At 67.8% G+C, this 22,257-nt stretch carries 20 protein-coding genes; 5 read left to right on the forward strand and 15 right to left on the reverse strand.

Annotated features, from left to right (window positions below):
* Positions 1 to 9: 9 nt before the first annotated feature.
* From U742_RS22660 to U742_RS0117460, 4 genes are all read right to left on the reverse strand, one after another.
* Entirely contained in the window at positions 10 to 411 is a 402-nt protein-coding gene (locus tag U742_RS22660) for a hypothetical protein (protein WP_051661297.1), read from the reverse strand.
* Positions 412 to 605: 194 nt separating this feature from the next.
* On the reverse strand, positions 606 to 1,013 hold the full coding sequence (locus U742_RS0117450; RefSeq protein ID WP_029355320.1) for a hypothetical protein: 408 nt from the start codon (positions 1,011 to 1,013) through the stop codon (positions 606 to 608).
* Between the two features lie 247 nt (positions 1,014 to 1,260).
* Positions 1,261 to 2,430: a hypothetical protein gene (locus U742_RS0117455; RefSeq protein WP_156034264.1), complete on the reverse strand. Its 1,170-nt coding sequence runs from the start codon at positions 2,428 to 2,430 to the stop codon at positions 1,261 to 1,263.
* Between the two features lie 149 nt (positions 2,431 to 2,579).
* Positions 2,580 to 3,383 carry an SDR family NAD(P)-dependent oxidoreductase gene (locus U742_RS0117460; RefSeq protein ID WP_029355324.1) on the reverse strand — a complete coding sequence of 268 codons (804 nt, stop codon included), beginning with the start codon at positions 3,381 to 3,383 and terminating at the stop codon, positions 2,580 to 2,582.
* 188 nt (positions 3,384 to 3,571) lie between these two features.
* Here U742_RS0117460 and U742_RS0117465 point away from each other — a divergent pair, with 188 nt between their 5' ends.
* The 4 genes from U742_RS0117465 (at position 3,572) to sseA (ending at position 7,785) form a co-directional block, all read left to right on the forward strand.
* A complete protein-coding gene (locus U742_RS0117465) occupies positions 3,572 to 5,020 on the forward strand; it encodes a cryptochrome/photolyase family protein (RefSeq protein WP_029355326.1) in 1,449 nt (482 codons plus the stop codon).
* 132 nt (positions 5,021 to 5,152) lie between these two features.
* Positions 5,153 to 6,184, forward strand: a complete 1,032-nt coding sequence (locus U742_RS0117470) for a cysteine synthase A (RefSeq protein ID WP_029355328.1) — start codon at positions 5,153 to 5,155, stop codon at positions 6,182 to 6,184.
* A complete protein-coding gene (locus U742_RS0117475; RefSeq protein ID WP_029355329.1) occupies positions 6,184 to 6,891 on the forward strand; it encodes an alanyl-tRNA editing protein in 708 nt (235 codons plus the stop codon). Before U742_RS0117470 ends, U742_RS0117475 begins: the two co-directional genes overlap by 1 nt.
* Before the next feature lie 30 nt (positions 6,892 to 6,921).
* A complete protein-coding gene (gene sseA, locus U742_RS0117480) occupies positions 6,922 to 7,785 on the forward strand; it encodes a 3-mercaptopyruvate sulfurtransferase (protein WP_029355332.1) in 864 nt (287 codons plus the stop codon).
* Positions 7,786 to 7,988: 203 nt separating this feature from the next.
* Here the strand turns inward: sseA and U742_RS0117485 are convergent, their stop codons facing one another.
* The 5 genes from U742_RS0117485 to U742_RS0117505 form a co-directional block, all read right to left on the reverse strand.
* Entirely contained in the window at positions 7,989 to 9,146 is a 1,158-nt protein-coding gene (locus U742_RS0117485) for a hypothetical protein (protein WP_029355334.1), read from the reverse strand.
* A gap of 146 nt (positions 9,147 to 9,292) precedes the next feature.
* On the reverse strand, positions 9,293 to 10,090 hold the full coding sequence (locus tag U742_RS0117490) for an amino acid ABC transporter ATP-binding protein (RefSeq protein ID WP_029355336.1): 798 nt from the start codon (positions 10,088 to 10,090) through the stop codon (positions 9,293 to 9,295).
* Between the two features lie 17 nt (positions 10,091 to 10,107).
* Positions 10,108 to 11,484: an amino acid ABC transporter permease gene (locus tag U742_RS0117495; protein WP_029355338.1), complete on the reverse strand. Its 1,377-nt coding sequence runs from the start codon at positions 11,482 to 11,484 to the stop codon at positions 10,108 to 10,110.
* A 10-nt stretch (positions 11,485 to 11,494) separates the two neighbouring features.
* On the reverse strand, positions 11,495 to 12,688 hold the full coding sequence (locus U742_RS0117500; protein ID WP_029355340.1) for an amino acid ABC transporter permease: 1,194 nt from the start codon (positions 12,686 to 12,688) through the stop codon (positions 11,495 to 11,497).
* 120 nt (positions 12,689 to 12,808) lie between these two features.
* On the reverse strand, positions 12,809 to 13,825 hold the full coding sequence (locus U742_RS0117505) for an amino acid ABC transporter substrate-binding protein (protein ID WP_029355342.1): 1,017 nt from the start codon (positions 13,823 to 13,825) through the stop codon (positions 12,809 to 12,811).
* Between the two features lie 283 nt (positions 13,826 to 14,108).
* Between U742_RS0117505 and metC the strand changes: the two genes are divergently transcribed.
* Positions 14,109 to 15,299, forward strand: a complete 1,191-nt coding sequence (gene metC, locus U742_RS0117510) for a cystathionine beta-lyase (protein ID WP_029355344.1) — start codon at positions 14,109 to 14,111, stop codon at positions 15,297 to 15,299.
* A 21-nt stretch (positions 15,300 to 15,320) separates the two neighbouring features.
* Here the strand turns inward: metC and U742_RS0117515 are convergent, their stop codons facing one another.
* From U742_RS0117515 to U742_RS23010, 6 genes are all read right to left on the reverse strand, one after another.
* The gene (locus U742_RS0117515) at positions 15,321 to 17,084 is read right to left on the reverse strand and encodes an ArnT family glycosyltransferase (RefSeq protein ID WP_051661298.1); all 1,764 of its coding nucleotides are present in this window, start codon (positions 17,082 to 17,084) and stop codon (positions 15,321 to 15,323) included.
* A gap of 151 nt (positions 17,085 to 17,235) precedes the next feature.
* Positions 17,236 to 17,427 (reverse strand): hemin uptake protein HemP, encoded by a 192-nt coding sequence (locus U742_RS0117520; RefSeq protein WP_029355348.1) that lies wholly within the window; start codon positions 17,425 to 17,427, stop codon positions 17,236 to 17,238.
* A 189-nt stretch (positions 17,428 to 17,616) separates the two neighbouring features.
* Entirely contained in the window at positions 17,617 to 19,896 is a 2,280-nt protein-coding gene (locus U742_RS22235) for a putative bifunctional diguanylate cyclase/phosphodiesterase (protein ID WP_051661299.1), read from the reverse strand.
* 221 nt (positions 19,897 to 20,117) lie between these two features.
* Entirely contained in the window at positions 20,118 to 20,783 is a 666-nt protein-coding gene (gene ureG / locus U742_RS0117530; RefSeq protein ID WP_051661300.1) for an urease accessory protein UreG, read from the reverse strand.
* 5 nt (positions 20,784 to 20,788) lie between these two features.
* On the reverse strand, positions 20,789 to 21,499 hold the full coding sequence (locus tag U742_RS0117535) for an urease accessory protein UreF (RefSeq protein ID WP_029355354.1): 711 nt from the start codon (positions 21,497 to 21,499) through the stop codon (positions 20,789 to 20,791).
* Positions 21,492 to 22,229 (reverse strand): urease accessory protein UreE, encoded by a 738-nt coding sequence (locus U742_RS23010; RefSeq protein ID WP_081853079.1) that lies wholly within the window; start codon positions 22,227 to 22,229, stop codon positions 21,492 to 21,494. The genes U742_RS0117535 and U742_RS23010 overlap by 8 nt, the downstream gene beginning before the upstream one ends.
* Positions 22,230 to 22,257: the final 28 nt, after the last annotated feature.

The following is a 22,257-nucleotide window of genomic DNA, read 5'->3' on the forward strand; positions in this document are numbered from 1 at the left end:
ACCGCGCCGCTAGTTGAGGTGGAACAGGGCGCGCCCGACATGATGCGCCGGCAACGGCCCGTCGATCGCGGCGGCGCGGAGCTCGTAAGGGTCGAGCGCCTCCAGCGCCTTGCGCGCCGCGACATCCCCAGGCATCAGCCCGGCGGCGACGAGCGCTTCCATGAGCGTCTTCTGCCGATCGACAAAGCGATCGCGCCGGCGGCGCATGCCACGTGCGAGGCGGCGGTCGGCGGCATTGGAGGCACCCGATTGCGGGTCGCGCCCGTCAGAATAGACCCGCACGCCTCCGGGGCCGGTACCCTTCGGGCGCCATTTGTCGCCGTCCCGCTCCAGCCAGACGATGAACCAGCCGATCGAATTGGAACCGATGTCGAGACCGAGACGATAGGGCCCGAAGCGTTTTTCCAGCATCTGAACCGAACTGCGGCTAACCCTTGATCTGATAGAAAAATTGTACCGTGCTACCCTTGGTGTACAAAGCCAGTTCGGAACGACTTACCAGGGTTTAGCGGCCGGGTGATCGAGGGTCCTCCGTTAACAAGCTGAAAAGCACCAAATGGGGTAGCCTGCGGGCTACCCCTTCCATTTTTGGCGCCACGCCTCGCTCAGCCGCCCGCCGAGAGTTCGATCTGCGGCAGGGCGCAGTGTTCGAGCGTGAGCGTGATCGGCTTTCCGGCCGCGATCTGCCCGGCGGTGAGAACAGCGGCGATGTCGCCGCCGCGTATCCGGACGCCGTTCGCACCCGTCACCACGCAGTCGACCACCCTGGGAGTGGCGCACGCCCCCTCGCAGGCTCGGATGATCGTCTCCCAACGTCCGATGAAGCTGCCGGTCAATATCCGCTGAAGCTGCAGGCCGCGCACATTCCCGGCCGCCGGCCCTTCCGGAGGCGGAGGAGGCTTGGGACGCGGCGGCGGGATATCGGCACGCGCGATGCCGCCGACATTCGCCGCAAGGATGATGAGAAGGGCACGGAAGGGTACGGCACGGCGTCCCGAACGGTGGCGTATCATGGCGCTCCTCGCTGAAGCGGCTTAAGGTTGCAGGGAAAGGCGAACGAGAACGGTGGACGGGCATGAACGAGCTTCAGGCCATGCTGCTGTCGGTCGCCATCGAGGGGCCGGTCGCCTATGCGCTGGTCGTGATCGCCGACTGGCCGAGCCGCGGCGCCGGCCATGTCGCGCTGGCGACGGCGCTGGCCACCGCCGCTACCCATCCTCAGCTCTGGTTCGCCGTCGAGCATTTCGCCGCGCTCCATGACTATGTGGCGGTGGTGCTTGCGGCGGAGGCGGTGGTGGTGGTCGTGGAAGCGGCCATCATCGGATGGGCGGGCGGACTCGCGGCACGGCACGCCTTCGCCGTATCGCTCGCCGCCAACGTCGCTTCCGGCGCGCTCGGCATGCTGATGGTCGCCTGAGAGCGCGCCGTCAGCGCTATGATGATCAAGGGAATTTCGATCCAGGCATGCACCGAGGCGGCAAGGCTATAGAGCGCGCGCGCCGGCACGAAGCCGGTCGTGAAACGATAGAGAACGAAGGCGGAAACGCCCGCCACCATCAGCGCGAAGACGCCGCCGCGCGGCCAGGGCACGAGCCCCCTCGCCTGCGGATCGCGCCGCGCCAAAAGCATGGGAAGCACAAGGATCACAGCGGCATAATGGGCGCACTGGGCGACGACCGAGGCGGAAAACAGGTCGACCGCCGAGGCGCCGCCGAGCAGCGGGCGCGGCACATAGACATAGAGGTGATCCTCGAGCGTCCCCGCGCCGATGGGGTCGAGGCCGGGTCCGGACAGACCCGCGGCCTGCAGCGCAAGTCTCGGCAGACCGCTGGCGACCAGCAGCGGCAGGCCGAGAAAGGCCAGCAACGCCAGCGGCATGACCCGCCGGCGCGCCGGCGCCGGGGTGATCTCCCAGATGAGCGCCAGCGGCGTCAGGTTGTGCAGGATGGAGAGCGACACCGCCGTGTCGAACGGAGCGAAGGCGGTCGCGAGGCCGAGACCACCGGCGATGGCGAGCGCCAGAGCCCGCTGGGCGACTCCGCCGGCAGCCGCCGAAAGCGCCAGTGCGACGACGCATGACAGCTCCAGCATCAAAGCCTTGGCCGGATCGACCAGCCCGAACAGGCCGCTCGCCCGTGCTGCCACCGCACCGGCGAGGAAAAGCGCCATCAGCACGATCTGCCGAACAGGCAGGCGGCGGCCGAAACGGCGGTCGACATAGCGCAGCTCGGAGAGCACATGGGCCGCTCCGAAGGTCGCCAGTGTCACCGAATAAACCATCAGCGGCGCGGCGACGATCAGTGCGGTGAGACCGCCGGTCAATGCGATCAGGAAGATAGGAGCGATGCTGCCGGCATGCGGCACAAGGCGCGCCGCTCCATCGGGGAGCGGCGCGACGACGTCAGGTACCGGCTCACGGGCAGAACGCATCGGCGGCATCCGTCCTACACTGACCTTCCTCGCAGACCCCGGCCCGATGGGCAGAGGTCCCGGCGGACGGTACTATAGCGCAGGTTGGCCGATCTGCCGCGCCCGCCCGGACATGCCGAGCGAGACGATCGCCGGGCGACCGCCCCGGCTCACTGCCGGTAGCGCTCGGCCGGGTGGTTGCGCGAGAGGTTCGGCACCAGCGCGAGGCGGTCCGCGCTCACGCGCGCGAAATCGCCGGCGTCGGGCAGCGAGGGGATGGTGATGAGCTCGCCCTGATCGAGCCCCGCCAGCGCCGCGTCGACCAGTTCCTCGACCGACATCACCATCTCCTGCGGATAGCTGTCGAGCGCGAGGCCGGCACGGTCGAAGAACTCGGTGCGGGTCAACCCCGGCAGCACCGCCTGGATACGCACCGGGCTGCCCTGCAGTTCGTTCTGCAGCGACTGGGTGAAGGCGAGCACGAAGGCCTTGGTGCCCGCATAGGCGCCGAGCAGCACCTCCGGCATCAGCGCCACCACCGAGGCGATATTGACGAGCGTGCCGCCGCCCCGCGCGGAGAACGCGTTGACCGCCGTCACTGCGAGGCGGGTCAGCGCGACGACGTTGAGCTGCACCATCGCCTCGACGCGATCGATGTCGGTGCCGAGCACGGGCCCCTCGGTGCCCGCCCCAGCATTGTTGACGAGGAGCGTTACCGCGCGATCGCCGGCGACGCGATCGGCGACACGCCGGATGTCGGCCGGCTTTTCCAGATCGGCCTGGAGCACGTCCACGCTCCTGCCGGTGGCGGAGCGGATAGTGGCGGCAAGAGCCTCCAGCCGCTCCGCGTTGCGGGCGACGATGACGAGGTCGTAGCCGCGCGCGGCCAGCCGCTCGGCATAGATCCGTCCGATGCCGGAGGACGCGCCGGTGACGGCCGCCGTGCCCTTCCCTGCTGCGCCATTACCACTCATGCGACTTCTCCGTGTTTGTGTGCGGCGTGCCCGGCACGCATCGCGACTGATCTGCTCTTAAATTATGATCATCATTTAAAAAGCTCAAGACGCCACGGCGCCGGGAACCGGCAAACGCGAAAGACGTTGCAGCTTGCCTGCCGGCCACGCACAAAGCACGGCACTAACCCTCGCGAACGCCGCCCCTGATGAGCTCCGATCCCGACCATCGCCCTGCCCTTGTCTGGGTCCGCGACGATCAGCGCCTCGCCGACAATCCGGCGCTCGATGCGGCCGCGCAGAGCGGCCGGCTGGTGCTGCTGCTCCATGTGCTCGATGAGGAAAGCCCCGGCATCCGGCCGCTCGGCGGCGCCGCGCGCTGGTGGCTCGGCCGCTCGCTCGCGGCGCTCGGCGAGGCCGCCCGCGCGCATGGGCTTTCGCTAGTGCACCGGCGCGGCGCGGCGGCGAAGGTTCTGGACGAGGTCATCGCCGAAAGCCGGGCCGGCGCGGTCTACTGGAACCGACGCTACGGCGCCGCGGAGATCGCGCTCGACCGCGCGATCAAGGAGAGCCTGACCGCGCGGGGCACCGAGGTGCGCAGCTTCGGCGGGTCACTGCTGCACGAGCCGTGGACCGTGCTCACCGGGGCCCGGCAGCCCTTCCGTGTCTTCACACCGTTCTTCCGCGCCGCCTCGGCGCGGGAGGTCCGTCGGCCGACCCGTATGCCCGCAAGCATACCGGCCGCGGCGCCCGTCGCGAGCGAGGCGCTGGAGGCGTGGGCGCTGGAGCCGTCATGCCCGGATTGGGCGGGCGGGCTTCGCGCGAGCTGGACGCCGGGCGAGAGCGGCGCGCGGCAGCGTCTGGCGGATTTCCTCGGTGACGGCCTGCCGGGCTATGCCGACGCCCGCGACCGCGCCGATCGCGAGGCCACCTCACGGCTCTCGCCCTTCCTGCGCTTCGGCAACGTCTCGCCGCATCAGGTGCTGGCCGCCGTGCGGAGCGCGGAGGAGCGCGGCACGGCCTCGGCGCGCGACGTCGCCAAATTCGTGAGCGAACTCTACTGGCGCGAATTTTCCTATCACCTGCTGTTCCATTTCCCCGAGCTGCCATGGAAGAACGTCCAGCCGCGCTTCGACGCCTTTGCATGGCGCGACGACGCGGCGTTCCTGAAGGCCTGGCAGACGGGCCGCACCGGCTATCCGATCGTCGACGCCGGGCTGCGTCAGCTCTGGGAGACGGGGTGGATGCACAACCGGGTGCGGATGGTCGCCGCGTCCTTCCTCGTCAAGCACGGGCTGATCGACTGGCGGGAGGGCGAGGCGTGGTTCTGGGACACGCTGGTCGATGCGGATGCGGCGAACAACGCCGCGAGCTGGCAGTGGGTCGCCGGTTCGGGCGCCGATGCCGCGCCTTATTTCCGCATCTTCAACCCGGTGCTGCAGGGCGAGAAGTTCGACCCCGACGGCGCCTATGTCCGCCGCTTCGTGCCAGAGCTCGCCGCCTTGCCGGCGGAGGCGATCCACAAGCCGTGGGCGGCCCACCGCGAGGTGCTGAGCCGGGCGGGCGTCGAACTCGGGGTGACCTATCCGCACCCGATCGTCGACCACGCGAGCGCGCGGGCACGAGCCCTCGCCGCCTATGATGCGGTGAAGGGGTAGGAACGATGCCTACGGCATCCTGATAAGCGTGCGGCGTGTTTCCCGGCTTCGGAGGTTGCCCGTTCGGTAAGGCTCAACTAGTTTCGTCGGCCTTCGCCACGCGCCATTTTCGAACCCTGCACTGCGACTCCCATGGACATTCGTAACGGTCTCGTCGATACGGTCGGCAATACGCCGCTGATCCGGCTGCAGCGCGCCTCCGAGGCCACCGGCTGCGACATCCTCGGCAAGGCCGAGTTCCTGAACCCCGGCCAGTCGGTCAAGGACCGCGCGGCACTCTTCATCATCAAGGATGCGGTGGCGCGCGGCACGCTTCGGCCCGGCGGCGTGATCGTCGAGGGCACCGCGGGCAATACCGGCATTGGCCTCGCTCTGGTCGGCAATGCGCTCGGCTTCCGGTCGGTGATCGTGATCCCGGACACGCAGAGCCAGGAAAAGAAGGACATGCTGCGGCTCGCCGGCGCGACGCTGGTCGAGGTGCCGGCGGTGCCCTACGCCAATCCGAACAACTATGTGAAAGTCTCAGGCCGCATCGCCGAGGCGATGGCGAAGAGCGAGCCGAACGGCGCCGTATGGGCGAACCAGTTCGACAATGTCGCCAACCGGCAGGCGCATATCGAGACCACCGGGCCGGAGATCTGGGCGCAGACCGATGGCACGGTCGACGGCTTCGTCTGCGCGGTCGGCACCGGCGGCACGCTGGCCGGCACCGGCATGGCGCTGAAGGAGCGCAATCCGGGCGTGAAGATCGGCCTCGCCGATCCGATGGGCGCCGCGCTCTACAGCTACTACACGACCGGCGTGCTGAAGGCGGAAGGCTCCTCCATCACCGAGGGCATCGGCCAGGGGCGCATCACCGCCAATCTCGAGGGCGCGCCGATCGATCTCGCCTATCAGATCCCGGATGCGGAGGCGGTGCAGATCGTGTTCGATCTGCTCGAATATGAGGGGCTCTGCCTCGGCGGTTCCTCGGGCATCAACGTCGCCGGCGCGATCCGCCTCGCCCGCGAGCTGGGGCCGGGGCACACCATCGTCACCGTGCTGTGCGACTACGGCACGCGCTACCAGTCGAAGCTGTTCAACCCCGCCTTCCTGCGCGAGAAGGGCCTGCCGGTGCCGGCCTGGCTGGAGCGCGAGACGGCCGTGCCGAACGTGCTCGTCTGATGACCGCGCTGCTGTTCCGCGAGGACGCCTATCGCGCCGAGACGCCGGCCACCGTGGTGGCGTTGACGCCGGAGGGCGGCATCGTGCTCGACCGCACGGTGTTCTACGCGACCGCCGGCGGCCAGCCGGGCGATTCCGGCGTGCTAGCGCACGCCGGCGGCGAGATACCGATCGCGACCGCCGTCTATGGTCCGGAGAAGCGCGAGGTGGTGCATGTCCCCGCCCCCGGTTCGGCGCTGCCCGTGCCGGGCGAGGGGGTGACGCTGCGGCTCGACTGGACCCGCCGGCACAAGCTGATGCGCATGCACACGGCGCTGCATCTGCTTTCCGTCGCCCTGCCCTATCCGGTCACCGGAGGCTCGATCGGTGAGGAGGAGAGCCGGCTCGACTTCGACATTCCCGATGCCGGGCTCGACAAGGACGCGATCACCGCGCAGGTCAACGGGATGATCGCGACGGGCGCGGCGGTGAGCGAGCGCTGGATCACCGATGAGGAGCTCCTCGCCAATCCGGGCCTCGTGAAGACCATGTCGGTGAAGCCGCCGATGGGCACGGGCCGCGTGCGGCTCGTCGAGATCGCCGGGCTCGATCTGCAGCCCTGCGGCGGCACGCATGTGCGCGGCCTCGGCGAGATCGGGGCGGTGCAGGTCACCAAGATCGAGAAGAAAGGCCAGCAGAACCGCCGCGTGCGGCTCGGCTGGGCCTGAGCGTCATGCCATTCCCGCGGGAGAACGTCCATGCCTGAAGCCGCCGCCTCCAGCTCCCGCTGGCTGGTCTCCACCGAATGGCTCGCCGCCAATCTCGACGCGCCGGACCTCATCGTGGTCGACGGCTCGTGGCACCTGCCTGGCGCCAACCGCGAGGGGCGCACGGAATATCTCGCGGCGCACATCCCCGGAGCGGTATTCTTCGACATCGACGCCATTGCCGACACCTCGTCCGGCCTGCCGCACATGCTGGCGAAGCCGCACGATTTCGCCGCCGCGGTCGGCGCGCTCGGCATCGGCGACGGCATGAAGATCGTCGTCTATGACGGTGCCGGCCTGTTCTCCGCCCCGCGCGTGTGGTGGACCTTCCGCGTCTTCGGCGCCAAGGACGTGTTGATCCTCGATGGCGGCTTCCCGAAATGGCAGGCGGAGGGCCGCCCGGTCGAGGAGGGCAACGGCCGCCGCCAGCCGATGCGCTTCACGCCGCGGGTCGACGCCACCATGATCGCCGACATCGGCGAGGTGGCGCAGCGGCTGAAGGACGGCTCGGCGCAGGTGGTCGATGCGCGCCCGGCGCCGCGCTTCCGCGGCGAGGCGCCCGAGCCGCGCCCCGGCGTGCGGGCCGGCCACATGCCCGGCAGCCGCAACCTGCCCTTCGGCGAAGTGGTGAAGGACGGCCGGCTGGCTGCGCCGGAGGCCATCGACGCCGCGCTCGCGGACGCCGGTGTCGACCCTGACGAACCCGTCATCACCAGTTGCGGTTCCGGCGTCTCGGCGGCGATCCTGTGGCTGGCGCTCGACTCCATCGGCAAGCCGCCGCGGGCGCTCTATGACGGCTCATGGGCGGAATGGGGCTCCTCCGACCAGCCGATCGAGACCGGCCCGGCGAAGTAGCGTTCCCCTCCCCCAGCGGAGCCACGTCATCCTGAGGTGCCCGACCGTAGGTCGGGCCTCGAAGGATGGGTCCTGGGCGCACGAGACGAGCCTCCTTCGAAGCCGCCTACCGCGGCACCTCAGGATGACGTTGATCTCTTGGACGAGACGCCGCGGCTGCCCGCTACGTCACAACGACCAAGCGGCCGCCGCCTGCTTCCGGCCTATTCGTCGGTGAACGGGCCGATCACCAGCAGCTCCAGCTTCATCCAGCTCGCGAGCTGCTGGTAGTTCAGCTTCACCGCCTTGAGGTCGTAGGTGATCTCCGAGCGGGTCGGGCCGACGCAGTCGAGGCCGCCCTCGCCGTTCTTCACGCGCTTGCAGGCGTCTTCGCTGTCCAGATAGTAGACGCGGCCATAAAGCCCCGGCTTGGTCTGGTCAGAGGCCGAGAAAAAGGCATCGGTCTGCGCTGCCGCCGTGCTCTCGTCGAAGAAATTGTCACCACTCGCCTGCTGCTCATTCCAGCGCAGATTATAATCATAGTAGCCGGTAAACTCGCGCTTCTTGCCCTTGCTATCGGTGAAGTTGCCCTCTTCCTCGACATAGCGGATCGAGCCGGTGATGCGGTCGGTGAAGCTCTTGTCGGCCAGCGTGTAGGTCATGGTCACGCCGTTCTGGTCGGTCAGCCAGTTGCCGAGCTCGTAGTCGTAGTCGAGATTGCCCGAGACGCGCGTCTCGGGCAGGAAGGAGAACGGCCCGGACGGCAGGATCAGGCGCTCGAAGCGCAGCGGGTCCGGGTTCTTCACCTGGATCGAGACGACCTTGCCGTCGACATAGCGCGAATAGACCTTGGTGGCCTCGGTCTTGGCCTTGCGGATCAGCTCGCCGACCTCCCACCAGCGCGTCACCTGACGGCCCTGGATCGAGCCGGCGACCTTGCTGGTCACCTGGTTGCCCTTGACCACGTCGAGGCGGAGCTGGCCAGTCTCGGGCGTATAGCGGCCATTGTTGTCGATCGCCATTTCGCCGCGCAGGATGGCGACGTCGCGGGCGATCTGGCTGGGATTGCTCGGGTTGATGACGTCGTAGCGCACCGAATAGACGAGCTTGGAGCCCGGCATGCGCTGGACGGTGCCCTTCATCAGGAACATGTCGGCGACGGCGATCTCGCCGATCTCATAGACATCGGCACCGCTGTTCGAGCGTTCCGAACGCGAATTGTAGTCGACCACGATCGAGCCGGCGACCTTGGCCTTGTCGGCCGTAATTTCCTTCAGCGCCTGCGCGGACTGCGCCAGGGCGGCCGAGCCGCCGAGCGCAATGGCCGCCGTCGCCAGCAGCGCGCCCCGCAGCGCGACGCCGAGATTTCTGCGTACCGTCATGAGAAGCCCCCTTCCATCGGACGTTGGGGCAGCAAGATGGCACAAAACACTGCGCCGTCCAGCCGAAAGCGGCGGAACGGCGCGGTTTGCAGGTGGCGACCTTGAGACATGAACGACCGGGGCCGCTCTGCCGCGACGGGGTGCCCTCAATGCAGGATCTGGCTGAGGAACAGCTTGGTGCGCTCGTGCTGGGGATTGGAGAAGAATGCGTTCGGCTCGTTCATCTCGATGATCTGGCCGGCATCCATGAAGATGACGCGGTTCGCCACCTGACGGGCGAAGCCCATCTCGTGGGTCACGCACAGCATGGTCATGCCTTCCTGGGCGAGGCTCACCATGGTCTCCAGCACTTCCTTCACCATTTCCGGGTCGAGGGCGGAGGTCGGCTCGTCGAACAGCATGATCTTCGGCTTCATGCACAGCGCGCGGGCGATAGCGACGCGCTGCTGCTGGCCGCCGGAGAGTTGGCCGGGATATTTGTTCGCCTGCTCCGGAATCTTCACCTTCTTGAGGAAGTGCATCGCCAGTTCCTCGGCGTCCTTCTTGGGCATCTTGCGCACCCAGATCGGCGCCAGCGTGCAGTTCTCGAGGATGGTGAGGTGCGGGAACAGGTTGAAGTGCTGGAAGCACATGCCCACCTCGCGGCGGATCTCGTCGATGCGCTTGAGGTCGTTGGTCAGCTCGATGCCGTCGACGACGATGGTGCCCTGCTGGTGCTCCTCCAGCCGGTTGATGCAGCGGATCATGGTCGACTTGCCTGATCCCGACGGCCCGCAGATGACAATGCGCTCACCACGCAGGACCTTGAGGTTGATGTCCTTGAGCACATGGAACTCGCCATACCATTTGTGCACGCCGACCAGCTCGACCGCGGTCTGGCGGCTCGGCGGGGTGTGAACGGCGGGGAGTTCTTCGCTCGGGACGATCGAGGGTGCTTCGCTCATCGGGGAATCTCCGTCGTTCAATGGCGGTGGGAGGTGTTGAGACGCCGTTCCACGAACAGCGAGTAACGCGACATGCCGAAGCAGAACAGGAAGTAGACGATGCCGGCGAAGGCGAAGCCGGTATAGAGCGTCACCGGGCTCGCCCAGTTCGGATCGGTGAACGAGGCGCGGAGCTGGCCGAGGAAGTCGAAGATCGACACGATCAGCACCAGCGTGGTGTCCTTGAACAGGCTGATGAAGCTGTTGACGATGCCCGGGATCACCAGGGTGAGCGCCTGGGGTAGGATGATGAGACGCATCATCTGGCTCCAGGTCAGGCCCATCGCCATGGCGCCTTCATACTGGCCCTTCGGCATCGCCTGCAGGCCCCCGCGCACCACCTCCGCCATATAGGCCGCGGTGAACAGGGCGACGCCGACCAGCGCGCGCAGCAGGCCGTCCGGATTGGTGCCGGCCGGCAGGAACAGCGGCAGCATGTAGGTGGCGAAGAACAGCACGGTGATGAGCGGCACACCGCGCCAGAACTCGATGAAGATGACGCAGAGCAGCCGCACGATCGGCATGGTCGAGCGCCGGCCGAGCGCCAGCACGATGCCGAGGGGGAGCGAGGTGACGATGCCGGTCACACCGATCACCAGCGTGACCAGCAGGCCGCCCCACTGGCGGGTCTCGACATAGGGCAGGCCGAAGTCGAAATCCCAGATGAAGGTGATGATGCCGAGGGCGAGGAAGAAGTAGAGCACCGCCAGCGCCGCCGAGCGCCCGCTTGCGCCAAGCGCGCGCGTCGCGACCCAGGCGATGCCGGCGAAGAGCGCAGCGGTGAGAATGTAGTCGACCCAGAAGGTGAGGTTGATGCCCGCCACGGTGAAATCGCCGGTCAGCGGCCGGATCAGCCCGAAATGCTGGAGCAGGAAGGCGGAGAGGTCGATGTTGCCGCCGGTGAGCAGCACGAAGGCGATCACCGGATAGACGCCGAAGAACAGGAAGGCGTTCAGCCGCTTGCCGGGCCAGGAGAGCACCAGCAGCGGCGCCAGCAGCACGGCGCCGAGCAGGAACACGATGTCGACGCGCCAGCGCTCGGAGATCGGGTAGAAGCCGTAGATGAACTGGCCGAACTTCGCCTTCACGAAGGGCCAGCAGGCGCCGACGCCGGGACCGAGGCAGGCCTCGCGGTTCTCGCCGGTCCACACCGCGTCGATCAGCAGGAAGCGGATCAGCGGCGGGAAGATCAGCGCCGCGAGCAGCACGCCGACCAGCGTGAGCACGATGTTGAGCGGGCTGGAGAACAGGTTCTCGCGCATCCAGCCGATGACGCCGACATTGCGGGTCGGCGGCGGCAGCGGCTGGGCCAGCTCGGTGCGGATGAAGCTGCCATCATCGAAGGTCATTGACATGGCCGCCCCCTCACCGCTCGACCAGCGCGACGCGCCGGTTGTAGGCGTTCATGATGACCGAGGTGATGATCGACAGCACCAGATAGACGCCCATGGTGATGGCGATGATCTCGATCGCCTGGCCGGTCTGGTTCAGCGTCGTGCCCGCGAACACCGCGACGAGGTCGGGATAGCCGATGCCGACCGCGAGCGAGGAGTTCTTGGTCAGGTTCAGATACTGGCTGGTCAGCGGCGGGATGATCACCCGCATCGCCTGCGGGATGACGACGAGGCGCAGCGTCTGCGGCTGGCGCAGGCCGAGCGAATGCGCCGCCTCGGTCTGGCCGTGGCTCACCGACTGGATGCCGGCGCGCACGTTCTCGGCGATGAAGGCGGCGGTGTAGGTCGACAGCGCGATGGTCAGCGCGACGAATTCCGGGATCACCCGCAGGCCGCCGACGAAGTTGAAGCCCTTCAGCTCTGGCCGCTCGAAGGTGATCGGGAAGCCAGTGATGATCATGGCGATCAGCGGCAGGCCGATGATGAGCGCCGGGCCAATCCAGACCATCGGCAGGCCGCGGCCGGTCTCCTCGCGCCGCGTGGCCGACCACGAGGAGGCGAGCACCGTGGCGAGGATGGCGAAGCCGGTGGTCCACAAAACGAGGCCGGTGCCCTCGCCGAACAGCGGACGCGGAACGATCATGCCGCGGTTGGAGATGAACGCCTCGCCGAAGATGCTGATGCTGTTGCGCGGGTTGGGCATGGCACTCAGCACGGCGAGGTACCAGAACAGGATCTGGAACAGCGGCGGCAGGTTGCGCAGCACCTCGACATAGACAGTCGACAGCAGGCGCACGACGAAGTTCTTCGACAGGCGCCCGATGCCGACCAGGAAGCCGATGATGGTGGCGAGGATGATGCCGACCACCGCGACCAGGATGGTGTTCAGCAGGCCAACCAGAAAGGCGCGACCATAGGTCGATGTCTCGGAATAGGGGATGAGGGTCTGGCTGATGCCGAAGCCGGCGGTATTGTCGAAAAAGCCGAAGCCGGTCGCGATCTTCTGCGCGGCAAGGTTCTCGCGGGCGTTGTCGACGAACATCCAGCCGAGAACGATAACGAGTATCAGCGCGATGATCTGCAGCCCGATGCTGCGGACCTTCGGGTCATTGATCAGCGAGCCCTTGGAGGGCTTCACGCCTGCGGATGCTACCAGATCTGTCATGTTCCCCCTGCCCGTCACATGGCCCGGCCGGCGGCGCGAGCGCCGCGCGGAACGGTGCCGAGATCCACAGATGCGAGGTGGCGGGCTCCCGGCGCGGCGGCCGGGGAGCCCGTATCCCGATCAGCGGATCGGCGGGGCGTATTGCAGGCCGCCCTTGTTCCACAGCGCGTTGACGCCGCGCGCCAGCTTCAGCGGGGTGTCGGGGCCGACATTGCGGTCATACATCTCGCCGTAATTGCCGACCTGCTTGACGATCTTGACGACCCAGTCGTTCGGCACGCCCATGCCTTCGCCGAACTTGCCCTCGGTGCCGAGGATGCGCTTGATCTCGGGATTGGCCGACTTCGCCTGCTCGTCGACGTTCTTCGAGGTGATGCCGAGCTCCTCGGCGTTCAACTGCGCGAACAGCGTCCACTTCACGATGTCGAACCACTGGTCGTCGCCATGGGCGACCACCGGGCCGAGCGGCTCCTTGGAGATGATCTCCGGCAGCACGACGTGGTCATCCGGGTTGGTGAGCTTGAGACGCTCGCCGGCGAGGCCCGAGCGGTCGGTGGTCAGCACGTCGCAGCGGCCGGCGTCGTAGGCCTTGACCACCTCGTCATTGGTGGCGAATGCGATGACCTCGTAGGTCATGTTGTTGGCACGGAAATAGTCGGCGAGGTTCTGCTCGGTGGTGGTGCCGGTCTGGGTGCAGACCGAGGCGCCCGAGAGCTCGAGGGCCGAGTTCACCTTCTTGTCCTTGCGGATCATGAAGCCCTGGCCGTCGTAATAGGTCACGCCGGTGAAGTTGAGGCCGAGCGAGGTGTCGCGCGTGATGGTCCAGGTGGTGTTGCGCGAGAGGATGTCGATGTCGCCCGACTGGAGGGCGGTGAAGCGGTCCTTCGCCGACAGGGGTGTAAACTTCACCTTGGTGGCGTCGCCGAACACAGCGGCGGCGACCGCCTTGCAGAAATCAACGTCGATGCCTGTCCAGTTGCCCTTGTCGTCGGGGGTGGAGAAGCCGGGAAGGCCCTGGCTCACGCCGCACTGAACGAAGCCCTTCGACTTGATCTGATCCAGCTTGGCGGCTTCGGCGCCGCCGGCGCAGAAGCCGAACGTGCCGGCGATGGCGAGCGTGGAGAGGAGGCGTTTCATGATGATGGCAGCCTTCTTCATAAGCTTTGAGCGAACACGGCATCCGGGTGGTAGCCGTGGGTGAGTAGGGAAGGCAATTTGCGTGCCGCGGGGAACGACCGACTGGCCGTTCCATCGTGCGCCTTTGGTCGATAGTCGGCGCCTCTGCTCATGGTGGCGCCTCCCCCCGGCCGACGCATCGTCATCTGAGCGCCGTATTTGAAGCCGGTCAAGCGCTTGACGGATCCGGGTCCGGCGCGGTCAATGGCGACGCATGGGGCATCCGGGTACGACGGCGAGTGGCATGGCAGGGAAGGCAAAGGACGAAACGGCGCAGCATCTCGCCGTGGAAACGCAATTGGTCACCGCCGGACGCGATCCGCAAAGGTTTGACGGCTTTGTGAATACCCCGATCGTCCGCGGCTCGACCGTGCTGTCGCCGACCGTCGCCGATCTCGAAGGCCACACCGGGCGCTACACTTATGGCCGGCGCGGCAATCCGACGGTCGAGGGGCTGGAGAACGCCGTCACCCAGCTCGAAGGTGGCGCCGGCACCGTGCTCGTCCCCTCGGGGCTGGCGGCCGTGGGTCTTGCGCTCCTTGCCGCGCTGGAGGCCGGCGATCACCTGCTGATGGTCGACACCGCCTATCAGCCGACGCGGCGTCAGTGCTCCACCGTGCTGCGCAAGTTCGGCATCGAGACGAGCTTCTACGATCCGCTGGCCGGCGGCGACATCGCCGCCCTGTTCCGGCCAAATACCCGGGCGGTGTTCATGGAGAGCCCCGGCTCGCAGTCCTTCGAGATGCAGGACGTGCCCGCCATCGTGGCGGCGGCACAGGCGCATGGCATCACCACGCTGATGGACAATACCTGGGCGACGCCGCTCTATTTCCGTCCGCTCGCCCTCGGCGTCGACATCTCGATCCATGCCGGCACGAAATATCTCGGCGGCCATTCCGACCTGAACCTCGGCACGATCACGGCGAATGAGCGCCTCTATCCGCGCCTGAGGGGGCTGCATGGCGACCTCGGCATGACGGTGGCGCCGGAAGACGCCTTCCTCGCCGCGCGCGGGCTGCGCACCATGGGCGTGCGGCTCGCCCGCCACTACGAATCCGGCCTCGCCATCGCGCGCTGGCTTTCGCAGCGCCCGGAGGTGCTGCGGGTGCTGCATCCCGCCCTGCCCGACCATCCCGGCCATGCCATCTGGAAGCGCGACTTCACCGGCGCGTCGGGTCTGTTCAGCATCGTGCTGAAGCCGGTACCGAAGCGCGCGGTCGACGCCTTTCTCGACACGCTCGCCTTGTTCGGGCTCGGCTATAGCTGGGGAGGCTTCGAGAGCCTCGCGATCCCCTTCGACTGCTCGGCCTATCGCACGGCGACGCAGTGGGAACCGGGCGGGCCGACGGTGCGGCTGCATATCGGCCTCGAGAACACGAAGGACCTCACCGCCGATCTCGAAAAGGGCTTCGCGGCGCTGCGCGCGGCGAGCTGAGAGCGACGCTCCAGGCAGGCCTCACGGCCGCGCGGCGTTCCGGTAGAGCGAGATGCGCACGCGGCGGCCGGCATTGTAGCTGAAGCCGCGCACGTCCTCGCCACGCTCGATGCGCAGGCCTAGCGCCTCCGCCCGGCGCGCGAAGCGCGGCTCCTGCCGACGCTCGACGAAGGCCGCGCGGCAGCCACCCTCGGCGAGGAAATCGGCGACACCCGAGCCGTCCATGAAGCGCACCCGGCCGGGATAGAGGAACATCAGGCTCGGCTCGCTGTAGCCAGCGGAAGCAATCTCCGCCGGCGCACCGTCCGGGCAGCTCTCCTGCCGGGCAAGCTCGACCAGCCGCGGCGCGATCCAGACGCTGCCCATCTCCGGCAGGATCATCTGCATGACGCCGAAGCCGGAGACCAGCATGCCGGCGATGCCGAGCAGCGACGCCTTCTCGATCCCGTAGTCGCGCACCGACATCGCCGCGGTGACCAGCGCGAAGAAGCCGGCCAGCAGCAGCGGCCAGGCGAGGAAGCTGGTGGTGCGGTCGAACACGGCAAGGCCGAGCAGCGCGCCGACGGCGATCGCGGCGCCGACCAGCGGCCAGAACCACAGCAGCCGGGCGAGGCGCATGTTGGACAGCGCCATGGCGCCGCGCTCCATGGCCAGCGCGATCAATATGGCGATCGCTGGAAAGGTCGGCGCCGACCATGCCGGCAGCTTGGCCGGCCAGAATTCGAGCAGCACCCAGACGGGCAGCACCCATGCCAGCAGGAAGCGCACCGAGCGCAGGCGCCGGGCCTTCCAGATAATCGGCGTGGCGAGCGCGGCGAGCGGCGCGGCCGGCCAGAACATGCCCCAGAAGGTGATGAGATACAGGCCGGGCGGCGCGCCGACGCCGTCGCGGGCCTGCGCTACCCGCCCCACCAAGCCCCGCAGCGCGGCGGCGGCGGGGTCCTCCATCGGCGATATGCGCAGATAGTACCAAAGCGCCGCCAGCGGCACGCAGGCCGCAAGCCCGGCGAGCGGCGCCAGCGGGCGCAGAAAGCGCACCGAGCGCTCGACGACGATCAGCGCCGCGATGGCGACCACGGGATAGAGCGGCGCCATCACGCCGCGGACGAAGATGCCGCCGATGAAGGCGCCCCAGAAGATCAGCGCCAGCCGCCGGTCGACCGCCAGCGGTGCGGCTTCGGTCTCATGGGCGGCCGCGAGATAGGCACGGCCCAGCGCGCCCATCATGGCGATGACGGCGGCGAGGAAGAGCGCATCCGGCAAAGCGAGGCGGGCGCCGACGCCGAGCGCGGTGGAGGCCGCCAGGAAGATCGCCGCCAGCAGCGCGGCCGCGCGCCCGACAAAGGGCAGCGCCGCCCAAAATGTAAGCAAAACGGCTGCAATTCCGCCGATCAGCGAGGGCAGCCGGTAGAGCCAGATGGTTTCCGCCGCGCCGTCGACACCGATCGCCTCCGCCGTGCCGACGATGGCCGCCTGCATCCAGTGCAGGCCGAAGGCGCGGGTGTGGCGCGCCTCCTCGCCGACGCGCACCTCGGTGAGGTTGCCACTCTCCACCATCTGCCGCGATATCTGCGCGAAGCGGGCTTCCGGCCGGTCCACCGGGGGAATCGAGAAGAAGCCGGGCAGGAAGGCGAGCAGGCACAGGATCACGAGAAAGATGCAGCAGCCGCGATCGGACCGCGCGGCGGCGGCGAAGGCTGCGGCCAGATGGCCGGCGACGCCACGGCCATATTGATCGACCCGAAAGGCCCGGTTGCGATCGAGCCCCGCGTCCGTCTGCGTCATCGGCGTCCACGTCCTCGCCCAGCATGCCGTGCGGCATGCCTCAACTGAATCAGAGCACGTCTTTCCGCCGGACGGCTCCATCCGGGCGGCGAGGGCTCGAAAGCGGCGGGACCATAACAGAAACGCCGATCGCGGAAAGAGCGCGGCCGGTCTATTTGGTGAGGATCAGCTTGTTCTGCGCGGTGAGCCGCAGCCGATAGGATTCGCCGCGGTGGGCGATGATGATCTCCTTGGTGGCAATGAAGAGATCGCGGCTGTCGACGACATTGTCCGCCAGCGGCACCACCCGACGCACGCCGTCGGCAGAAACCTCGGCGCGGCTACGCTCGTGATCCTCGGTCATCAAAATAATTCCATAATAAGATTTGCAGCACAACTTGCCAGCAACAGGCAAAATCCACTTTTGATAAGTTTTAAACTGGAAATTACCCATCTTTGATGGAATAGGCGCAGCCGTTCCGGGTTTCAAGCGCCTTGGCGTTGCAGATGCGAAAAGACCCCCTACCGAGCGGCGGGGTGGCGTATCGCGCCGTCAGCCGGCGGCGTCGGCGGCGAAGGTGAGCCCGGTCGAGCGGCCAGGCGTCCAGTTGCGCAGCAGCCAGGGCACACGCGAGGCCGGCAGCGCCTTGGAGAACAGGTAGCCCTGGGCGAAGTCGCTGCCGTTGACGCGCAGATAGGAGGCCTGGAACACCGTCTCGACGCCCTCCGCCACCGTCTTGATGCCGAGGCTGCGGCCGAGATTGATGACCGTGCGCACGATGGCGGCATCGTCCGCATCGTGCTCCAGGTCGCGGATGAAGGAGCGGTCGATCTTGATGCGGTCGACGGGGAACTGCTTCAGATGGGTGAGCGAGGCGTAGCCGGTGCCGAAATCGTCGAGGGCGATCAGCACGCCGGCCCGGCTCAGCGTCTGCAAGGTGCTGCGCACGGCGTCGATGCCGTGGCCGAGGAAAACGCTCTCCGTCACCTCGATGCCGAACCGCTCCGGCGGCATGTCGGCGCCGTCGAGTGTGCTCAGCACCCGTTCGGCGAGATCGCCGCGGGCGAATTCGGCCGAGCTCACATTCACCGCCACGCGGCCGAAATCGTGTCCGGCGTCGCGCCAGACCTTCATGTCGCGCACCGCCATCTCCAGCACCGAAGTGCCGATGGCGAGCGCGAGATCGGGGTCGTCGAAGACCTGGCCGAACTCGCTCGGCCCGAGCAGGCCCTTGCGCGGGTGGCGCCAGCGCAGCAGCGCCTCGAAGCCGACGATGGCGCCGGTCTTCAGCGAGACGGTCGGCTGGTAGTAGGGCACGAACTCGTTGTTCTGCAGCGCGACATGCACGCGCGTCGAGAGCTGGATGCGGCTCTCCGCCGCCTCGCGCATCGCGGTGTCGTACTGCACCGCCACGCCTCGGCCGAGCGCCTTGGCGCGGTAGAGCGCGACGTCGGCGTTCTTCAAGAGCTCGGACGGATCGGTGCCGTGGTCCGGCGCCATGGCAATGCCGATGCTGCCGCGGCATGACAGGGTGGCGCGGCGATAGCTGAAGGGCCGGCGCAGCTCGACGAGGATGCGCTCGGCGGTGACCATGCCGTCGACAGGATTGTCGATGCGGTCGAGCAGCACGATGAACTCGTCGCCGCCGAGGCGGGCGACGGTGTCGATCTCGCGCACGCAACTGTTCAATCGCCGCGCCGCCTCGATCAGCAGCGCGTCGCCGGCGTCATGGCCGAGCGAATCGTTCACATCCTTGAACTGGTCGAGGTCGATGAGCAGCAGCATCACATGCGCGCCGGAGCGGCGGGCGCGCCGCAGCGCGGTGTCGAGCCGGTCGCGCATCAGGCCGCGATTGGGCAGGTCGGTGAGCGCATCGTGGTTGGCCATGTGCCACATGCGCCGCTCGGCTTCCTTGTGCTCGGTGATGTCCTGCAGGATGCCGAAGATGCGGATCACGTCGTCGCCGTCGGCCTCGACGTCGCAGGTATGGCGCACGATGCGATGGTCGCCGCCGACGTTCACGAAGGGCAGCTCGACGTCGAAGGTCTCGCCGTTCTGCAGGGCGGCATCGAGCCGGCGCTGAAGCTGGGAACGGGCCTCCGGCGGGAAATGGGACAAGGCGAGGTCGAGCGAGGGGCTCTTGTTCGGGTTGAGACCGTAGATGCGATAGACGCCGTCGGACCAGGTGAGGCGCTGCGCGCCCTTGTCGAACTCCCAGCCGCCGACGCGGGCGAGACGTTCGGTCTGGCCGAGCAGGGTCTGGCGCCGCCAGAGCTCGCGGCTCTGCATCTCCAGAAGACCCTGGCTGGTGCGGCGATGCTCCAGCTCCAGCTTGGCGCGCCGCGTGGCCTCGTGCAGGCGGAACTGGTCGGAAACGATGTTCGCCAGATGGCGCACCAGATCGGCCTCGCGCGGCTTCAGCTCGCGCGGCTCGGTCCCGAAGACGCACAGCGAGCCGACGTTCAGCCCCGGCCGGACGGCGATCGGCGCGCCGACATAGAAGCGGATATGGGGTTCGCCGGTGACATAGATGTTGGTGGCGAAACGCGGATCGACCCGGGCGTCGGGGACCACGAGCAATTCGTCGCCCATGATCGTCCAGCCGCTGAAGGAATGCTCGCGCGAGGTGCCCTCCGGCTCGAAGCCGACACGGGCCTTGAGCCACTGGCGGTCGCGGTCGACGAGGCCGACGCAGGCGAAGGGCACGCCCAGCATCTCGCAGGCGAGAGCGCAGACACCTTCCATGCCGGACGAGGGCGCGCTGTCGATGATGCCGAGCGCATGCAGGTTGGCGAGCCGCTCGGCCTCCTTTTCCGGCACGGGATAGGTCATCGGGGGCCTCGCGCCCGTGAAGGATCCACATTGCCGGCCCACGCCGACGGCCCTGCTCCGGCGCGTGGCGCGCGTTCGCGCGCGTCCCCCGAGCCCGAGATCATGGTCCGCGTGCGGTCGGCAAGTTCCCCCATGCGCCCAACCTAGCGCGGATGGGCTTAATGCGCACTTGCCGAGGCTGGTGAACGTTCGATGAAGTCAAACGTACAAAAATGAATATATCAGTGCCCGGCGGCGGCGCGTTGAAGCGCCTGGCGTTCGATTCCCGCCGGCGCGAGGCCGCCGGCCTCCTCGATGAAGCGGGCGATTTCCGCGATGCCCTGCCCTTCCCGGACATTGGCGAAGACATAAGGCCGCCGGCCGCGCATACGTTTCGAATCGCGGTCCATCACCTCCAGCGAGGCGCCGACATAGGGCGCGAGGTCGATCTTGTTGATCACCAAGAGGTCTGAGCGGGTGATGCCCGGTCCACCCTTGCGCGGGATCTTCTCGCCGGCCGAGACGTCGATGACGTAGATGGTGATGTCGGCGAGCTCCGGCGAGAAGGTCGCGGCGAGGTTGTCGCCGCCTGACTCGATGAGGATCAGGTCCATCGCCGGGAAGCGGACGCGCATCTCCGCGATCGCGGCGAGATTGGCCGAGGCGTCCTCGCGGATCGCGGTGTGCGGGCAGCCGCCGGTCTCCACCCCCATGATGCGCTCGGCCGGCAGCGCGCCGGCGCGGGTAAGGATCTCGGCGTCCTCCTTGGTGTAGATGTCGTTGGTGATGGCGCAGAGGTCGTAGCGCTCGCGGAACAGGCGGCAGAGCGCCTCCATCAGCGCCGTCTTGCCCGAGCCCACCGGCCCGCCGATGCCGACCCTGAGCGGTCCGCTCGTCTCGCTCGCCATTCCCTTCAGCTCCTGAACAGTCGCGTATACTGGGTCTCGTGCCGCATCGAGGCGATGTCGGAGCGCAACGCAACGCCGCCGACCTCGTCGAGCGGCACGCGCTCGGCCTCGACCGCCATCGCGCGCAGCGCGCCGCTGGCGCCCGCTAGCACGCGGTTGCCATCGGTCTGGCCGAGCGGCACGAGGCGCACCGCGGCGGAAACAAGATTCGCCGCCACTGCGGTCATATAGGCACTCAGCGTCTGAGCCAGAGGCAATTTATGCCCTGCAGCGGCGACACCGACCGCCACCGGGTAGGCGACACGCCCGTCCCACGCTGCATCGAGATGCTCGATGCCGGGATTGGGCCAGGCGACCCGGCTCGCGGCGATGAAGGCGTCGCCCTGGTTCAGCGTTTCCATCTGCCGCTCGCGCGATGGCGCGAAGGCCGCCGCGAGCTCGGCTACGTCATGCAGCGCCGCCGCGTCGCCGGTCGTCACCGCGCGCCAGGCATGGGCGAGGAACACCGCGTCGGCGAACGGGCCGCCATGGCGGACAAGATCGTCGATCCAGCCCGAGAGCGATACGGCATCGCTTATGTCGCCGGTCTCGACCGCCCATTCCAGCGCGTGGGAATAGGCGAAGGCGCCGACCGGATAGGCCGGCGAAAGCCAGACGAAGAGCGGCAGCAGATCACCGGACGATGCGCCGGCCGCCGCCGCGTGGGCCTCAGCCATGTCGATGGCCGTGTCCGTGCTTGTGGTCGTGATCGTGGCGCTCGTGCTCGTGCTCGTGGCCATGGTGCTCGTGACCATGGTCATGGCCGCAACCGCATTCGTGCCCATGCTCATGGGCGTGCTCGTGCTCGCCATGGACATGCATCACGTCGCGCTCTTGGGCGTGACCATGCTCGTGAGCATGGCGGTGATCATGCTCATGGCCGTGATCGTGTCCGCAGCCGCAGGCCTCGCCATGGGCATGATGATGGTGCTCGTGGTCGTGATGGGCATGGTCGTGATGACCGTGCGCCTCGGCCGCCTCATAGGCGCCGCCTTCCGGCTCGAAGGCCGCCTCGACGACGGAAACCGTGGCGCCGAGGCCGCGCGCCATCTCCTCCAGCACGGAATCGCGGGCGATGCGGATGCGGTCGGCGAGAAGTTCGGCCGGCACGTGGCGGTTGCCGAGATGCCAGGCGAGGCGCGCGAGGTGATGGGCGTCCTGCGCGACGATCTCGGCCACCGGCTCCTCCGCCGCCACCACGGCCACCGTACGGCCGTCGTCGAGCTGCAGCCCGTCGCCGTCCTTCAGGCGCACTGCCTCGGGGAAGTCGAGCAGGAACACCACGTCCCCCTCCCCGCGCATGGCGATGCGGCGGCGGTGGCGCCCGTCATGGGGCAGCACCACGCGGTCGGCGGCGTGGGCGGCGTCCCAGGTGCCGGCGGGCAGAAGCGTGCGGGCGTGGATCATCGCGGTCTCCTCGGGTCGGCCCTCATAT

It is taken from the genome of Allobosea sp. 117, from assembly GCF_000702305.1.
In the GTDB taxonomy this organism is placed as follows: Bacteria; Pseudomonadota; Alphaproteobacteria; order Rhizobiales; family Xanthobacteraceae; genus Ancylobacter.

Bases quoted from the DNA above. Each gene is read 5' to 3' on its own strand.
- U742_RS22660 (WP_051661297.1), bottom strand. From the start codon at position 411: ATGCTGGAAAAACGCTTCGGGCCCTATCGTCTCGGTCTCGACATCGGT.
- U742_RS0117450 (WP_029355320.1), bottom strand. From the start codon at position 1,013: ATGATACGCCACCGTTCGGGACGCCGTGCCGTACCCTTCCGTGCCCTT.
- U742_RS0117455 (WP_156034264.1), bottom strand. From the start codon at position 2,430: ATGCGTTCTGCCCGTGAGCCGGTACCTGACGTCGTCGCGCCGCTCCCC.
- U742_RS0117460 (WP_029355324.1), bottom strand. From the start codon at position 3,383: ATGAGTGGTAATGGCGCAGCAGGGAAGGGCACGGCGGCCGTCACCGGC.
- U742_RS0117465 (WP_029355326.1), top strand. From the start codon at position 3,572: ATGAGCTCCGATCCCGACCATCGCCCTGCCCTTGTCTGGGTCCGCGAC.
- U742_RS0117470 (WP_029355328.1), top strand. From the start codon at position 5,153: ATGGACATTCGTAACGGTCTCGTCGATACGGTCGGCAATACGCCGCTG.
- U742_RS0117475 (WP_029355329.1), top strand. From the start codon at position 6,184: ATGACCGCGCTGCTGTTCCGCGAGGACGCCTATCGCGCCGAGACGCCG.
- sseA (WP_029355332.1), top strand. From the start codon at position 6,922: ATGCCTGAAGCCGCCGCCTCCAGCTCCCGCTGGCTGGTCTCCACCGAA.
- U742_RS0117485 (WP_029355334.1), bottom strand. From the start codon at position 9,146: ATGACGGTACGCAGAAATCTCGGCGTCGCGCTGCGGGGCGCGCTGCTG.
- U742_RS0117490 (WP_029355336.1), bottom strand. From the start codon at position 10,090: ATGAGCGAAGCACCCTCGATCGTCCCGAGCGAAGAACTCCCCGCCGTT.
- U742_RS0117495 (WP_029355338.1), bottom strand. From the start codon at position 11,484: ATGTCAATGACCTTCGATGATGGCAGCTTCATCCGCACCGAGCTGGCC.
- U742_RS0117500 (WP_029355340.1), bottom strand. From the start codon at position 12,688: ATGACAGATCTGGTAGCATCCGCAGGCGTGAAGCCCTCCAAGGGCTCG.
- U742_RS0117505 (WP_029355342.1), bottom strand. From the start codon at position 13,825: ATGAAACGCCTCCTCTCCACGCTCGCCATCGCCGGCACGTTCGGCTTC.
- metC (WP_029355344.1), top strand. From the start codon at position 14,109: ATGGCAGGGAAGGCAAAGGACGAAACGGCGCAGCATCTCGCCGTGGAA.
- U742_RS0117515 (WP_051661298.1), bottom strand. From the start codon at position 17,084: ATGACGCAGACGGACGCGGGGCTCGATCGCAACCGGGCCTTTCGGGTC.
- U742_RS0117520 (WP_029355348.1), bottom strand. From the start codon at position 17,427: ATGACCGAGGATCACGAGCGTAGCCGCGCCGAGGTTTCTGCCGACGGC.
- U742_RS22235 (WP_051661299.1), bottom strand. From the start codon at position 19,896: ATGACCTATCCCGTGCCGGAAAAGGAGGCCGAGCGGCTCGCCAACCTG.
- ureG (WP_051661300.1), bottom strand. From the start codon at position 20,783: ATGGCGAGCGAGACGAGCGGACCGCTCAGGGTCGGCATCGGCGGGCCG.
- U742_RS0117535 (WP_029355354.1), bottom strand. From the start codon at position 21,499: ATGGCTGAGGCCCACGCGGCGGCGGCCGGCGCATCGTCCGGTGATCTG.
- U742_RS23010 (WP_081853079.1), bottom strand. From the start codon at position 22,229: ATGATCCACGCCCGCACGCTTCTGCCCGCCGGCACCTGGGACGCCGCC.